Annotated in this window: 10 protein-coding genes and 1 pseudogene; 7 read left to right on the forward strand and 4 right to left on the reverse strand. The window is 68.0% G+C overall.

What is annotated here, in order from left to right:
* Positions 1-29 precede the first annotated feature (29 nt).
* On the forward strand, positions 30-1055 hold the full coding sequence (locus ACOGXD_RS03000; protein WP_419916447.1) for an acyl-CoA dehydrogenase family protein: 1026 nt from the start codon (positions 30-32) through the stop codon (positions 1053-1055).
* Here the strand turns inward: ACOGXD_RS03000 and ACOGXD_RS03005 are convergent.
* On the reverse strand, positions 1052-1894 hold the full coding sequence (locus tag ACOGXD_RS03005) for an SMP-30/gluconolactonase/LRE family protein (protein ID WP_419916448.1): 843 nt from the start codon (positions 1892-1894) through the stop codon (positions 1052-1054). The genes ACOGXD_RS03000 and ACOGXD_RS03005 overlap by 4 nt on opposite strands.
* A gap of 78 nt (positions 1895-1972) precedes the next feature.
* A complete protein-coding gene (locus ACOGXD_RS03010) occupies positions 1973-3304 on the reverse strand; it encodes a cytochrome P450 (protein ID WP_419916449.1) in 1332 nt (443 codons plus the stop codon).
* A 77-nt stretch (positions 3305-3381) separates the two neighbouring features.
* Here ACOGXD_RS03010 and ACOGXD_RS03015 point away from each other — a divergent pair, with 77 nt between their 5' ends.
* Positions 3382-4365, forward strand: coding sequence for an NAD(P)-dependent oxidoreductase (locus tag ACOGXD_RS03015; RefSeq protein WP_419916450.1), 984 nt, complete (start codon positions 3382-3384; stop codon positions 4363-4365).
* Positions 4366-4384: 19 nt separating this feature from the next.
* Positions 4385-6514: pseudogene (locus ACOGXD_RS03020) on the forward strand (DEAD/DEAH box helicase); the annotation flags it as partial.
* A gap of 17 nt (positions 6515-6531) precedes the next feature.
* Here ACOGXD_RS03020 and guaB read toward each other — a convergent pair.
* Entirely contained in the window at positions 6532-8043 is a 1512-nt protein-coding gene (gene guaB, locus ACOGXD_RS03025) for an IMP dehydrogenase (protein ID WP_419916451.1), read from the reverse strand.
* 85 nt (positions 8044-8128) lie between these two features.
* Between guaB and ACOGXD_RS03030 the strand changes: the two genes are divergently transcribed.
* Positions 8129-9349, forward strand: coding sequence for a glycosyl transferase (locus tag ACOGXD_RS03030; protein WP_419916452.1), 1221 nt, complete (start codon positions 8129-8131; stop codon positions 9347-9349).
* A gap of 44 nt (positions 9350-9393) precedes the next feature.
* Here the strand turns inward: ACOGXD_RS03030 and ACOGXD_RS03035 are convergent, their stop codons facing one another.
* The gene (locus ACOGXD_RS03035) at positions 9394-11217 is read right to left on the reverse strand and encodes an alpha-amylase family glycosyl hydrolase (protein ID WP_419916453.1); all 1824 of its coding nucleotides are present in this window, start codon (positions 11215-11217) and stop codon (positions 9394-9396) included.
* 123 nt (positions 11218-11340) lie between these two features.
* On the opposite strand from ACOGXD_RS03035, the gene ACOGXD_RS03040 reads away from it, so the two are divergent.
* From ACOGXD_RS03040 to ACOGXD_RS03050, 3 genes are all read left to right on the forward strand, one after another.
* Positions 11341-13284: a primary-amine oxidase gene (locus tag ACOGXD_RS03040; RefSeq protein ID WP_419916454.1), complete on the forward strand. Its 1944-nt coding sequence runs from the start codon at positions 11341-11343 to the stop codon at positions 13282-13284.
* A 25-nt stretch (positions 13285-13309) separates the two neighbouring features.
* The gene (locus tag ACOGXD_RS03045; protein WP_419916455.1) at positions 13310-14593 is read left to right on the forward strand and encodes an acyl-CoA dehydrogenase family protein; all 1284 of its coding nucleotides are present in this window, start codon (positions 13310-13312) and stop codon (positions 14591-14593) included.
* A gap of 109 nt (positions 14594-14702) precedes the next feature.
* Positions 14703-15797 (forward strand): BMP family ABC transporter substrate-binding protein, encoded by a 1095-nt coding sequence (locus tag ACOGXD_RS03050; RefSeq protein WP_419916456.1) that lies wholly within the window; start codon positions 14703-14705, stop codon positions 15795-15797.
* Positions 15798-15800: the final 3 nt, after the last annotated feature.

Genomic DNA, 15800 nt, shown 5'->3' on the forward strand with positions numbered 1-15800 from the left:
ACATCACCGCGCGTGCATCCTTGACCGCCGTGAGCCCCGGTCCCCCGCCCGATCCCATCGCACTGCAGCGAGACGCGCAGCAGTTGGCAGATGAGGTGCTGTTCGAGCGCGCCTTGGACGTGGACACAGCGGGCGAGGTTCCCGAGCGCAATTTGGACCTGTTCCGTGACGCCGGCTTGTATGGGCTGTGGACGCCGACCGACGTGGGCGGCTGCGGATTCGACGAGCTTGAGCGGCTGTCAATTCTCGAAGCGCTGGCCGGCGGCTGCCTCACGACTGCGTTCGTGTGGGCGCAGCACGGGGGCGGCTCGGCCAATGCCGCTCGGATGCCGGCCGGGTCACCGCTGCATGAACAGTGGGCCCGCGCGCTTGCCACCGGCGAGCGCCGCAGCGGTGTGGCGTTCGCACATGTGCTGCGTCCCGAGCCGTGCCTGTTCGCCGAGCGTTCCGGCGCCGGCTGGGTACTGCGTGGCGTCGCGCCGTTCGTCACCGGTTGGGGTCACATCGACGCAGTGCTGGTTGCCGCTCACGAGGCCGACCGGCTGGTGTGGATGCTGATTCCGGCCGCCGAGGCGCCCACGCTGACGTCCCGCCGGCTGCGGCTCGCCGCAGTGGACTCGTCGGTGACGGTGGAGCTGCACTTCGACGGTCACGTCGTCGGTGACGACGAAGTGGTGGAGATCATCGACTACAGCGACTGGCTGTCGTTCTACCGCCAAGGCCTGCGAACCAACGGTGCCCTCATGCTGGGCGTGGCGTCCCGCGCACTCAAGCTTTTCGGGCCCTCGCCACTGGATGCCGAGCTGGACGCGGCTCGCAGCGCGCTCTACGCGGCCGAGGTCGACGAGATGCCCGAACGCCGCGCGCAGGTCGGACATGTGGGCATCCGGGCAACCAGCGCGCTTGTCTCATCGGTCGGCGGCCGAGCGATCACGCTCGCCCATCATGCCCAGCGACTCGCCCGAGAAGCGCTGTTTCTGCTCGTCCAGGGCCAGACCGCCGAGATCCGGGCAGGCCACTTGCGCCGCCTCACCGCCGCCGACCCCGAGCGTTAGGGCAGGCCGGCTCCGGGAATGTCGACCCGGACGGTCTCGATGCGGCCGAGGGCGGGGGCGTCGTCGGGTGGGCGCGAGGTGGGCGCGGTGACCATGTAGAGGGTGCGGCGATCGTCGTCGCCGAGCATGCAGGCGAAGCAGTTCAGCTCCAGCTCGATGACATCCGTGACCTCGCCGCCGTCGACCACGCGGAAGCAGCTCGCGTTGAGGGGGTCGGCAACCCAGATACCGCCAGCTTCGTCCAGGCAGATGCCGTCGGGCACCCGCTCGCCCAGATCGGCGAACGTCCGCCGGCCGCTCAGCGAGCCGTCGGGGTCGATGTCGAACGCGGTCATCCGGCGTCCGTAGCTCTCCGCCACCACCATGTGGCGCCCGCTGGGGTCGATGACGGTGCCGTTGGGGAAGTCGAAGCCGTCGGGCCCGGGCCGCGCCGTGCCGTCCGGGCTCACGATCGCCAAGGTCGCCTGGGCGAACGTCTCCCCTGCACTGTCGTCGAACCCGAAGTTGCCGACGTACGCCGTGCCGTCGGCGGCAACCACCATGTCGTTGCACGGCCCGCCGGCGATGCCCGACAGGTCGGCGTGCAGCGACTCGTTGCCGTCGGCGTCGAGTCGGCGAAGCTGCCGGTCGAGCATCGAGACAAACAGCAGATCCCCGTTGGGCAGCCAGCCCAACCCCGACGGCTGGGTGGGCACCGTGTGAATCAGCTCTTCGTTGCCGTCGGGAGTCACGGTGTAGATGCCGTGTCGGTAGAAGTCGCTGTACCAGAGCCGGTCGCCGCGCCAGCGGGGCCCCTCCCCGAATCGCAGCCCCGTCACCACCACATCAGTCGTCGTCATGGCCGCCGACGCTAGTCCTGCACGCAGATCGCCTTTGAGGGCACCAGTCGTGTCCAGATACCCGACGCTGCGGGTGGATCACGCGCGGGGTGCCACCATCTGGTGCTTGATGGGACCGACGTGCAGGTGGCCGATGCGCGACTGCTCGCCGTCGAGCTGCAGCCCGTCGAGCAAGGGCGCCACCACACGGAAGAACGCGCGCAGCTCCCAGCGGGCCAGGTGCACTCCGAGGCAGAAGTGGGCGCCGTGGCCGAAGGCGAGGTGGTCGTTGGGCGTGCGCCCGATGTCGAAGCGGTAGGGCTCGGGGAACTGGCGCTCGTCGCGGTTGGCCGAGGGGTACCACACCCCCACGTGCTCCCCGGCCTTGATCGTTTGGCCTCGCAGCTCGGTGTCTTTGGTGCAGGTGCGCGCGAACTGAATGACCGGCGAGGTCCAGCGCAGGATCTCCTCCACGGCCGATTCCACGGCATCGGGGTCGTCGATGCGCTCGTTGAGCAGTTCGAGCTGATCACGGTGCTCGAGCAGGGCGATCACCCCGCCGCTCGCGGCGTTGCGAGTTGTCTCGTTGCCCGCAGCGATCATCAAGCGCAGGTAGCCCACGAGCTGCTGCGGCGTCAGCGGGCCTGATTTGATCTCCGACCGCAGCAGGATGCTCACCAAGTCGCGGCCGTCGGTGCCGTCACGCCGGCGCTCGCGGATCAGCTCGCCGATCCACGTGTCGAACTCGCGGATCATGCGCGCCCGCATTTCGTCGCGGGGCTCGCCGGGCCGGCAGAACCTCTCCAGATCGGGATCGTCGAACAGCACCGATGTCCAGGCGTGCACCTGTTCCCAGTCGTCGGCCGATACGCCCACCATCTCGCAGATGGCGGCCAGCGGCAGCTTCACCGCCAGGTCTTCCACCACGTCGGCCGTGCCCTCGTCGGCCACCTTGGCGATGAACTCGTCCGCGAAGCGCTGAGCGTGCAGCTCAAGCGACTCGGATCTGCTGCGCATCGCCTTCGGCGTGAACTCCGGCACCACCAGCCGGCGCAGGTCCCAGTGGTCGGGACGGTCCTTGAAGATGAAGTCCGGCGGCTCGTCGGGATCCCAGCCGATCTCGATGGCACGCTGGCGGTACTTCGTCCAGAAGCGGGCATCCCGGTCGGCGTCGGCGAGGCGCAGGCGACCGCCGCCGTTGATGAACGTCTTGTTCTGGCCCGAGATCCACTTCACGTCCTCGTAGCGGGTGATGGCCCAGAACGGGACGATGTTGTCGCGCACATACCAGTAGACAGGCGCCTCGTCGCGCAGCAGATCCCATTCGGCCCACGGGTAGCCCTCGGCGGCATACCGCTCGGTGTCGTGGATGACCGCCTCGTCGACCTGCATCAACCCGTACTCCTGCCCGCCGGTGGACGTCGTCGTCAACGGTAGCGACGCGCTCGGTGCCGGTGCCGGGCGAGGTGGACCGGGTGCACCTCGGACGGCGAAGCAATACTGACGCGATGACCGAACAGTCCGCAGCACTGCCCGTCGTGTGGTTCGATCGGCCAGCCGGCCGGCTGCAGCGCGAGCTGCTGGACGGACGGGCCGAGATCGCCGACGTGCGCGGCGATGATCCCCTCGAAGGCATCGAACGGGCGCACGGCGCCATCGTGGGCGCCGCCATCCGCTACGACCGCACCGTGTATGAGCGTGCTCCGCTGCTGAAGGTGATCGCCCGGGCCGGCATCGGGTTCGACAATCTCGACCTCGACGACGCCACAGCGTTCGGCATTGCCGCCTGCAACACGCCCGACGGCCCGACGGTCTCCACCGCCGAGCAGGCCGTCGCGCTCATCTTCGCCATCACGAAGGGTCTCAAGGAATCGGCCGTCCGGCTCGAAGCCGCCGAGGGCGACTACTGGGCGCGCCACGGGCATCTCGAACTGGCCGGCTCGACGCTCGCATTAGTGGGGCTCGGACGCATCGGCGGCTACGTGGCCCGGGTGATGTCGGCCGTCGGCATGGAGATCGTGGCGTATGACCCTTATGCGGGCGACGAGCGATTTGCGGAACTAGGGGCGCAGCGGGCGGCGACGCCCAATGACGCAGTGGCTGACGCGCATGTCGTGTCGGTGCACGCGCCGCTCAGCGACGCCACGCATCATCTGGTGAACGCCGAACTCCTCGCTGCGATGCGCGACGGCGTGTACCTGGTCAACACATCTCGCGGCGGACTTGTCGACCAGGACGCCTTGCTGGCGGCGCTCGATGCAGGCAAGGTGCGAGGCGCCGGTTTGGACGTGACCGAGCCGGAGCCGCTGCCGCCAGGCCACCCGCTGCTGGGTCGCCCTGACGTGGTGGTGACCCCGCACGTGGCCTCCGCCACGGTCGCCGGCCGCCGCCGCATCTTCACCCACGCAGTGTCGGAGGTCATGACCGCACTCGACGGCAACCAGCCACCCAACATGCTCAACCCCCAAGCTTGGCCCGGCCGCAACGCCTGACTCGTAACCTCCGATGACGATGGCAGTTGAGCGATCGGCGGCGGGGCGGCTGACGGCTTTCCTGCCTCGCGAGCCGGATGCCGACTCGCTGCTCGAGGGCTTCCTGGACTACACGGCCGACATCGGCCTGGAGCTCTACCCCGCCCAAGAAGACGCCATCTTGGAGATCTTCGGCGGCAACCACGTCATCATCACCACTCCGACCGGTTCGGGAAAGTCGCTGGTGGGCCTCGCTGCGCATTTCGAGGCGGTGGCGCGGGGCCAGCGCAGCTACTACACCGCGCCGGTCAAAGCGCTCGTGTCGGAGAAGTTCTTCGCGCTCTGCGACGAGCTGGGGGCTGCCATCGTCGGCATGGTGACCGGCGACGGCGCTGTCAACCCCGATGCGCCGGTGGTGTGCTGCACGCAGGAGATCCTGGCGAACCTCGCATTGCGCTCAGGCGCTGACGCCCCGGTCGACAGCGTCGTCATGGACGAGTTCCACTTCTATTCCGACCGCGACCGGGGCTGGGCGTGGCAGGTGCCGCTGCTCGAGCTGACCGGCACACAGATGATCCTGATGAGCGCCACGCTCGGCCCCACCCAGCGCTTCGCCGAGGACCTGCAGCGGCGCTCGGGCCGCGAAGTCGCCACCGTGACGGGAGCGGAACGGCCGGTGCCGCTCACCTTCACCTACCGCGAGACCACGCTGCACCAGTCGCTCGAAGAGCTGCTGGAGCTGCGGCGGGTGCCCGCCTACATCGTCCACTTCACCCAGAGGGCCGCCACCGAGCGGGCACAGGCGCTCACGAGCCTCAACGTGCTCACCAAGGACGAGAAGGCGCAGGTGGCCGCGGAGATCGTCGACTTCCGGTTCGACTCGCCGTTCGGCCGTGACATTCAGCGCTTCGTCAAGGCGGGCGTCGGCGTCCATCACGCCGGGATGCTGCCCAAGTACCGGCTGCTGGTGGAGCGGCTGGCCGGGGCGGGCCTGCTCAAGCTCATCTGCGGCACCGACACGCTCGGCGTCGGCGTGAACGTGCCCATCCGCACGGTGGTGTTCACCCAGCTCTGCAAGTACGACGGCCGCGACACCCGGGTGCTGTCAGTGCGAGATTTCCAGCAGATCGCCGGCCGGGCGGGGCGCCGTGGCTTCGACCACGAGGGTTTCGTGTGGTGCCAAGCGCCCGAGCATGAGGTGGAGTACGCGATGGCGCTCGAGAAGGCCCGCGAGAAGTTCGGCGACGACCCGGCGAAGCTCCGCAAGGTGCGCCGACCGTCCCCGCCCAAGCGGGGCTACGCGCCGTGGAACGGCGACACGTTCGAACGCCTGGCGTCAGGCGAACCCGAGCTGCTGCGCTCGCAGTTCGACGTGTCGCACTCGATGCTGATGAACGTGCTGGATCGGCCCGGCGACGGCTGCGCAGCGATGCGCCGGCTGCTCACCGACAACCACGAGACCCGGGCCGCCAACCGCACCCACATCCGCCGCGCCATCGCAATTTACCGATCCTTGACCGAGACGCAGGTGGTGGAACAGCTCGCGGAACCCGATGAGCTCGACCGCCTCGTGCGGGTCAACGTGGACCTGCAGGCCGAGTTCGACCTGACCCAGCCGCTGTCGCCGTTCGCACTCGACGCCATCGAGTTTCTCGACCCCGACGAGCCGACCTACCCGCTCGACGTGCTCAGCGTGCTGGAGGCAACGCTCGAGAACCCGACCGTGGTGCTGGAACGGCAGCGAGACCTTGCTCGCACCGACCTGCTGGCCGAGATGAAGGCCGAGGGCGTGGAGTACGAGGAGCGCATGGAGCGCCTCGAAGAAGTCGAGTGGCCCAAGCCGCTGCGCGACTGGCTCTATGACAGCTTCAACGCCTGGTCGACCCACCACCCCTGGCTGCGCAATGACAACATCCGCCCCAAGTCAGTGGCACGCGACCTGCGAGAGCGGGCCATGACGTTCCGCGAGTACGTCAACCACTACGGCATCAAGGGCTCGGAGGGAGTGCTGCTGCGCTACCTCAGCGATGCCTACAAGGCGCTCGTGCGCAACGTGCCCGAAGATCGCCGCACCGACGACATCGTGGAGCTGACGCGATGGCTCGGCGACCTCGTGCGCAACACCGACAGCAGCCTCATCGACGAATGGGAACGGCTGGAGCAGCTCAGCAAGGAAGAGGGAGCTGATCAGGTCGGCGCCCGGTAGTTGGGCGCCTCTTTGGTGATCATGATGTCGTGGGGGTGGCTCTCACGCAGAGCGGCTGCAGTGACGCGCACGAACCGGGTGCGCAGCCGCATGTCGTCGATGCTGGTGGCGCCGCAGTAGCCCATCGCCTGGCGCAGCCCGCCGACAAGCTGGTGCAGCACACCGGCCAGCGGGCCTTTGTAGGCAACCCGTCCCTCGATGCCCTCGGGCACCAGCTCTTCCACCTCGCGCCCGTCCTGGAAATAGCGATCCTTGGAGTAGCTGCGCCCTTTCATGGCGCCCACCGAGCCCATGCCGCGGTACTCCTTGAAGCGCTCGCCCTGGTACAGCACCACCTCGCCGGGCGACTCGTCGGTGCCCGCCAGCAGGCCGCCCACCATGGCGCTGTGCGCCCCCGCGGCGATCGCCTTGGCAAGATCGCCCGAGAACTGCATGCCGCCGTCTGCGATCACCGGCACCCCGGCCGCTGCGGCCTCCGAGGCGCAGTCGAACACAGCCGAGATCTGCGGCACCCCCACCCCGGCCACCACCCGGGTCGTGCAGATCGAGCCCGGACCGATGCCGACCTTGATCGCATCGGCTCCGGCGTCGATGAGCGCACGAGCCGCATCGGCGGTGGCCACATTGCCCGCCACCACCTCGGCAGGGTGATTGGCCTTGATCTTTGCCACGGTCTCGATGACGTCGCGGCTGTGGCCGTGTGCTGTGTCAACCACGATGGCATCCACGTCGCGCTCCACCAGCGCCGCGGCGCGCTCCATGGTGTCGGGACCGGTGCCGACTGCGGCGGCGACCAGCAGCCGGCCGTGCTCGTCCTTGGAGGCGTTCGGGAACTGGATGCGCTTCTGGATGTCCTTCACCGTGATCAGGCCGACGAGCCGGAAGTCGTCGTCGACGATCGGCAGCTTCTCGATGCGGTGGCGGGCCAGCACCACTTGAGCCTCTTCCAAGGTGGTCGGGGCGCTCGCCGTCACCAGCCCTTCCGAGGTCATCACCTCGTGGATCGGCCGGCTCCAGTCGGTCTCGAAGCGCAGGTCGCGGTTCGTCAGGATCCCGACCAGCCGGCCCGTCGGATCGGTTATCGGCACCCCGCTGATCTTGAAGCGGGCCATGAGGTCCTCGGCTTCGGACACCAGATTGTCGGGGCCGAGCGTGAAGGGCTCGTTGATCATCCCCGACTCCGAGCGCTTCACCTTGTCGACCTCGGCGGCCTGATCGGCGACCGACAGGTTGCGGTGGATCACGCCGATGCCCCCGTGGCGGGCCATGGCGATGGCCAGCCTCGCCTCGGTGACGGTGTCCATGGCTGCGCTCACCAGCGGGACGGCGAGCGTGATGCCCCGTGTGAACCGCGACGACGTGTCGACCGCATCGGGCAGCACGTCGGATGCGTCGGGCACCAGCAGCACGTCGTCGAAGGTGAGCCCGTCGGTCGTGAATTTGCTGTCCAGCGAGGGGAATCGGCCCCGCTCAGGGGGTTGAGATTGGGCCATGGCGCACCCTACCGCGCGACCCGAAACGAGCCGGTGAACCCGGCAGGGTAGGTTCACCACCAGCAAGCGAGCCAAGCGAGTCATCGTGGCCGATTTCCAGCAGCACGAGTCGATCGCGACGCTCCATCGCCTTGGCGAGCGGTCCGTCGAGAGCCTCGAAGGCGAGCTGTTCGACTACTCGCGCCGCAGGCCGATCGCGCTCATCATCCCAGCGCTGTACAGCGAGCTGCAGGGGCCCGCCCTCGGGAACATCGTCGATGAGATCGCCAAGGTCGCCTACATCGACGAGATCATCGTGGGCATTGACCGGGCCGACGAGGCCCAGTTCGCAGACGCCAGGCAGTTCTTCGCCCGGCTGCCCCAGCGCACCCGCCTGCTGTGGAACGACGGCCCGCGGCTGCGCAAGATCGACGAGGTGCTCGCCGACAGGGTGCTCGCACCGACCGAGCCGGGCAAGGGCCGCAACGTCTGGTACTGCCTGGGCTACTTCTTGGCCTCGGGACGCTGCGAGAACGTCGCCCTGCACGATGCCGACATCCTCACCTACGACCGCGGCCTGCTGGCACGACTGCTGTACCCGATCCTGCATCCCACCTTCGGGTACTCCTTCTCGAAGGGCTACTACTACCGGGCCGGCGAGGGCGCCTCGGCGCGGCTGAACGGGCGCGTCGTGCGCCTGCTGGTGACACCGCTGCTGCGGGCGCTGCGGGCCACCATCGGCGAGCACGACTACCTGCGCTACCTGGGCGCCTTCCGCTACCCGCTGGCCGGCGAGTTCGCGATGAAGCTGGACATGACCCGCAGCATCCGCATTCCCAGCGACTGGGGCCTCGAGATCGGCGTGCTGTCGGAGGTGTACCGCATCTACCAGGGGCGCCGGATCTGCCAGGTCGACCTGTGCGGGCGCTACGACCACAAGCACCAAGACCTCTCGCTCGATGACGCCAACGCCGGCCTGCACAAGATGAGCCGCGACATCGCCAAGGCCATCTACCGCAAGCTGGCCATCGACGGCACCACGCTGGGAACCGAGATCTTCCGCACCGTGAAGGCCGTCTACTACCGCAACGCTCTCGACCTCGTCAGCCACTACCGCAACGACGCAACGTTCAACGGCTTCGACTTCGACCTGCACGCTGAGGAGACGGCCGTGGAGCTGTTCGCCTCGGCGATCATGGAAGCCGGCGACGAGTTCCTGAACGACCCGATGGGCACACCGTTCATCCCGAACTGGTCACGCGTGCAGAGCGCTGTGCCCGATGTGCTCGGCCAGCTCTACGACGCAGTCGAGCTCGACAACGCCTGAGCCTCGCAGCGGCGAGCCCTGCCGGGCGGCTCGATGGCGAAGAGCTACAGGTTCGTCGGCCGGTGTGCGTGCGCGGGCTCCCGCCGCTCGGATTCCAGGCACAGCCACATCGTCTGTCCGGCCGCCAGATCCACACGGTCCGACGGACCGTGCAGTGCACCGTCCAGCAGATCTGTGCAGCCGGCCTCGCCGAACTGCCTGCCTGCGCTGCCTGGCGGGCAGAGCGAAGACAGCACCTCGAGATCCACCGTGAGATGGGTGTGGCCGACATTGGTCACCGACACCACCGTCTGGCCGCTCTGTGCGTCGCCGCGCATCACCCCCAGTGCCTGCGGCCCCAGGTCCAGCGACACCTGTGGGCTGTCGGGGTGAAAGGCCGGTTGCGCACGACGGATGAGCATGCGGTGCACGAGCTCCACCAGGGTTCTGCGCCGGATCCCGTCCTGCGCGCCGAGCAAGTCGACCGCCTCGTCCAAGGTGACCTTGCGCCGGTTGATCGTGCGCTTGTTCTGCTCCACCGGGGGCAGGCCGTGCTCGGTGACGATGCGCGGCGGCTCGCTGATCGGCGTCCAGTAGCTGGGGGTGCCCAATAGTGCGTGCACGTAGAGGGCGGGAACGCCGGCGAGGCTCAGCATGATCGTGTGCGCGGCGAGGAATTGCGCGACGCCCAGCGGGTCTCCATCGCCGGCGAAGAGATCCCACAGCGAAACGTTCAGCTCGTAGGCCTTGGGTCCCGCAGGCGTGTCGAACTCCGAGTGGGTGCCGCCTGCGCTGTGTGCCGCGGCGATGAGGCGGTTGATCTCGGCGACGCTCAGCAGCCCCTCCACCGGGCGCAGCCCGATGCCGTCGTGGCTGGCGATGAAATTGAAGAACGACGTACCGGCGGGCGGCGTCTCGAGCTTGCCCAGCCACTGCTGCATCGCCACCGACGAGCCCGACAGCATCGTGTGAGCCACCAGCGGCGGCAGGCTGAAGTTGTAGACGAGGTGGGCTTCGTCGCCCTCGCCCCAATACGCCACGTTCTGGTCGTGCGGCACATTGGTCTCGGTGATGATGACCGAGTCGGGACAGCGTGCGTCCAGCAGCGTCCGCAGCAGCTTCACGAACTCGTGGGTCTGCGGCAGATTCACACACGAGGTGCCGAGCTCCTTCCAGAGATAGGCGATGGCGTCGAGCCGAAACCACCTCACGCCCGCATCCACGAGGCGGGCCACCGTGCGCAGCAAATCAAGCAGGACCTCAGGTTCAGCGAAGTCCAGATCGATCTGGTCGAAGCTGAAGGTGCACCACAGCAGCCGGGGGCCGTCAGGGGTCTCGATTTCGCGCAGCAGCGGCGTGGTGCGGGGACGCACCACGCTCGACAGGTCGTCCTCCGGCTCGGCGGTGAGCAGGTAGCGGCTGCCGGGGTCTTCCCCGCTGCAGAACTGGGACATCCACGGGTGATCGGCGCTGACATGGTTCACGACCAGGTCGGCCATGACCGTGTAGGTCTCGCTGAGATCGCTGATGTCGTCCCAGGCGCCCAGCCGTGGGTCCACGGCACGGTGGTCGGTGATGGCGAAGCCCCCGTCCGAGCTCGCCGGGTAGAACGGCAGCACATGCACGACCGACACGACGTCGCCGGTCAGGTCGTCGAGCAGATCGTGCATCGTCTGCATCGGCACCTTGCCCGCTTCGGTAATCGAGTCGGCGTAGGTGATCACCGCCACGTCGTGCTCATCCCATCGCGGGCCGCCCGCTGCAGCGCCCTCAGTGCCGTCGAGCCCGAGCGTGGACAGCACGTCGTCAACGAGTCGATCGGTACGCATCGCCGGGTAGATGAACTCAAGGTGGCGCCGGACGCGGCTGCGGAGATCACCCTCGGTCACGACGTACGGACCCCAGTCATCAGGCCAATTCTGGGCCAATCGGGTGCGAAACCGTACTGAGCGAGATTAGTGACATTCATCGCGCCGACCGCGTATGCGCGGTGCACCGCGTAGCGTGAAGCCATGGCCGACACATTGCTGGAAACACCGGTCGAGGGAGCGGACACGCCCTCGGTTCATCCGCTGTCGATGATGACCGAAGCGGAGGCCCACGCCGCCATCGAGGTATTGCGTCGCAGCGGGCGCATCGGCGCGGACGCGCGCTTTCACGGCTTCTGCATCGCCGAGCCGCCCAAGGCCGAAGTGGCAGCATGGACGCCCGGCACCGCCACTGACCGCCGCTTCGAGATCGTCGTGCGCGAGCACGGCGAGGTGCACACCGCTGTGGTGTCGGTGACCCGCGGCGAGGTCGACTCGTGGACGCATCATCCCGGCGTGGTGCCTCGGGTGGGCATGGCGGAGCTGTTCGCCGTGATGGACGCCTGCCGGAAGGACCCGGGGTTCGCCGCTGCGCTGGCCAAGCGCGGCATCACCGATACCTCGCAAGTGCAGATCGACCCCTGGCCCACCGGCGACTACGACTTCGACTTCGAGGTCGGCCGGCGCGTGCAGCGCTGCATCGCCTTCTGGCGTCCGAACCCCGCCGACAACGGCTATGCGTACCCGCTCGACGGCTTGATGGTGCATATCGACGTCGACACGCTCGAAGTGCTGCAAGTCACCGATTTCGACCAATGGCCGGTGGCCTCCGAGCGCGGCAACTACGACGTCGACTCGGTCACCGAGGACTTCGGGCCCATGCGCACCGATCTGCGCCCGATCGAGATCACCCAACCCGAAGGCACCAGCTTCACGCTCGAAGACAACGAGCTGTGCTGGCAGAAGTGGTCGATGCGCGTCGTCATGGACGACACCGAGGGCTTGGTGCTGCACCGCATTGCATACAACGACGGGGGCCGCGTGCGGCCCATCATCGACCGGGCGTCGCTGGCCGAGATGGTGGTGCCCTACGGCGACACCCGGCCATCGCAAACGTTCAAGCACGCGCTCGACTCGGGCGAGTTCGGCCTCGGCCTGATGAACAACTCGTTGCAGCTCGGCTGCGACTGCCTGGGCGAGATCGTCTACCTCGACTCGACGCAGGTGTTCGACGACGGCTCGGTGGTGACCACACCGAACGCCATCTGCATCCACGAGGAGGACTTCGGCATCGGCTGGAAGCACTTCGACTGGAACGCGGACACCACCGAGGTGCGCCGCTCGCGCCGCCTGGTGGTGAGCGCCATCCACACGATCGGCAACTACGAGTACGGGTTCTTCTGGTACTTCTACCTCGACGGCACGATCCGCTACGAGGTGAAGCTGACCGGCATCCTCACCACGCGGTCACATCGCGAGGGCGACGACCTGACGTTCGCCCGCCAGGTGGCACCGCATGTGTCGGCCCCGATCCACCAGCACATCTTCTGCGTGCGGCTGGACATGGCCATCGACGGCAATGCCAACAGCGTGGTGGAGGTCAACACCGAGGCACTGCCGCCGGGCCCGGACAACCCGTATGGCACCGCGTTCGCCGCGCGGGAAACCGTGCTCGAGAGCGAGCTGGCAGCCCGGCGCAACGCCAACTCGGCATCGAGCCGATACTGGCGCATCCAGAGCGCGGATCACATCAACCGCCTCGGGCATCCGACCGCCTTCCGGCTGTTGCCGCCGCCTACGGCCACCATGTTCGCCGCAAACGACAGTCCGCACTCGGAGCGTGCCACGTTCGCCCGGCACAACCTGTGGGTGTCGCCGACCCGGCCCGACGAGCGCTACGGCGCCGGACGGTTCCCCACCCAGCGCAATGCGGGCGACGGGCTGGAGCGCTACACGGCGGGCGACCGACCGGTGGTCGACACCGACATCACGGTGTGGCACACGTTCGGGATCACACACGATGCGCGGCCCGAGGACTTCCCGGTAATGCCCACCGAGTACGTCGGCTTCGGGCTGGTGCCCGACGGCTTCTTCGACCGCAACCCGATGCTGGATGTGCCGCCGTCATCCAACGGCCACTGCAGCTAGCGCAGTAGCGGCCTACTGTGGCCGGATGGCGGGAGCACCCGAAGCCGACGAGCCCACTCCGACGTCCGCAGCAGGCGAACCCGACGATCTCGGGCTGACGGGCCTCGAACTCGTCGAGCACTTTTCCCCGGCGCCAGCCGAGGGCCTGCGGATAGCACCGTTCCTGGATGCGATCGAGGCGCAAGCCGAGACCGCAGACCGGACCCGGTCCGTCTCGTCGGAGGTCATCGAGGCCATCCGCGGCACCGACTTCATGCGCATGTCGGCCACACGCAACATCGGCGGCGTCGAGGAGACCATGCTGCACATGGGCCGCGAACTCGAAGCGGTGGCAGCCCGCTGCCCGAGCCTGGCGTGGTGCCTGTGGAACCACCTGTGCGTGTTCCACCTGTTCGTCGGCTCGGTGGGCCCCGACCAGCAGGATTTTCTCACCCACGTCGTGACCAACGGCCAGTGGGTGTCGTTCCCCGGCGGTGCCCGCAGCTCGGTCTACGGCCGGGTGGAGGGCGACCAGGCCATCCTGAACGGCACCGGCCGCTGGGGCACCGGCGCCCGCTACGCCGACTATTGCGGGGTGGCCTTCGCCATCACCGGCGACGACGGCAAGCCGGTGAGGCCCATGGACATCCGCTTCACCATCCTGCCCACCACCACCGAAGGCATGAAGATCGACCCGTCGTGGGACGGCGCCGGGCTGCGGGCATCGGCCACCGACGATGTCCACTACACCGACGTGCCGGTGAAACTCAGCGACTGCGTGGCCTGGTTCGGCGCCAACCGTGCGGAGTCGCTGCGCACGGTGCCGGTGGTGCATCACCGTTACCGTGAGGACTGGGTGGGCATCTCAGACCTGTGGCTCTCGTTCATGGCAGTGGGCCTCGTGCGCAGGGCGCTGGCCGAGGCTGCCGACGCGGCCGGCGGCCGGCGGGTGATCATCGGCGGCAAGATGGTCGATCGGCCCACCGTGCAGGTCAACTTCGGTCGGGCGGCATCACTGCTGGCAGCCGCCGCCGCGGCAACCGAAGCAGCGTGCAATGACGTCGACCGCCGCATCGCCGCCGGTGTCGTGCCCGACGAAGCCGACTACCTGCGGCAGATGGCCGTGACGACCATGGCCGTGGAGCAGCTCGACGAGGCCATGTCCTTGCTGCACCGCACCCAGGGCGGCACCGCGCTGCGAGAAGGCGGCGCGTTCGACCGCCGCTACCGCGACTTCCGGGCCATGCCGGTGCACATCAATGTGCACCAAGACCGCGTGACCCACCAGCTCGGCCGCCACCTTCTCGGCCTCGAACTCAACCCCTTCTGAACCAGCTCGGAGTGCCTGCGGACGGTGGCTGCGGGCCCAGATGGGCAAGATTAGGCTCGATGACGACCGCCCCGAGGCTGCCTCGCGGGCGCGAACGGAGAGGGAGATCATGCGTTCGAGGACTCTGACACGACTTGCCATTGCGTTGGCCGGCGTGGCGCTGCTGGGGGCAGCGTGCGGCGGCGACAGCAGCGACCCCGAGGACGTCACGGCGGCATTCGTGCTGGTAGGCCCGGTCGGCGACGCCGGCTGGAACTGGGCACACGACCAAGGTCGCCAGTACGCGGAAGACCAGACGGGCGCCACAACGCTGTTCGTCGAGAGCGTTCCGGAGAACGCCGAGGACTTCAAGGCAGTCGCTGTCGACTTCATCGAGAACGAAGGTGCGAACGTCATCTTCGGCACATCGTTCGGCTACATGGACCCGATGCTCGAGCTCGCCGACGAGTATCCCGATGTCGTGTTCGAGCACGCCTCGGGCTTCAAGATGAACGACACCAACTTCGGCAACTTCTTCGGCCGCATGTACCAGCCCCGCTACCTGTCCGGCATGGCGGCCGGCGCGATGACCGAGACCGGGCAACTGGGCTATGTGGCCGCATTCCCGATCCCCGAGGTGATCCGAGGCATCAACGCCTTCACCCTCGGCGTGCGTGAGACCAACCCGTCGGCCGAGGTCCACGTCATCTGGACCTTCACCTGGTTCGACCCGGCGGTTGAGGGCGACTCGGCCAAGGCCTTGCTCGAAGCCGGTGCCGACGTCATCGCCATGCACCAGGACTCGACGGCTGCAGGCGTGGCCGCACAGGACGCCGGTGCCCGCTGGGTTGCCTACAACTCCGACATGCGAGATTTCGCACCTGACGCATTCATCACCGCTCCCGTGTGGAACTGGGGCCCGCGCTACGCCGAGATCATCGAGGCGGTCGCTGCAGGCACCTACGCACCGGGTGCGTACTGGGGCGGCATGGACGACGGCATCGTCGACCTGGCGCCCCTGGCCGATGACGTGCCGGGCGATGTCGCCAGCCAGATCAGCGACGTCGCCGAGCAGCTCCGTGAAGGCGAGTGGGACGTCTTCACTGGCCCGATCAACGATCAGGACGGCACCGAGCGTGTCGCCGCAGGCGAGACCATGGAAGACGGGCCGATGCTCGGCATGGACTGGTTCGTCGAAGGCGTCGTGGGTGACGCCAGCCCCTGATCC

Source organism: Candidatus Poriferisodalis sp. (assembly GCF_965204125.1).
Taxonomy (GTDB): domain Bacteria; phylum Actinomycetota; class Acidimicrobiia; order Acidimicrobiales; family Poriferisodalaceae; genus Poriferisodalis.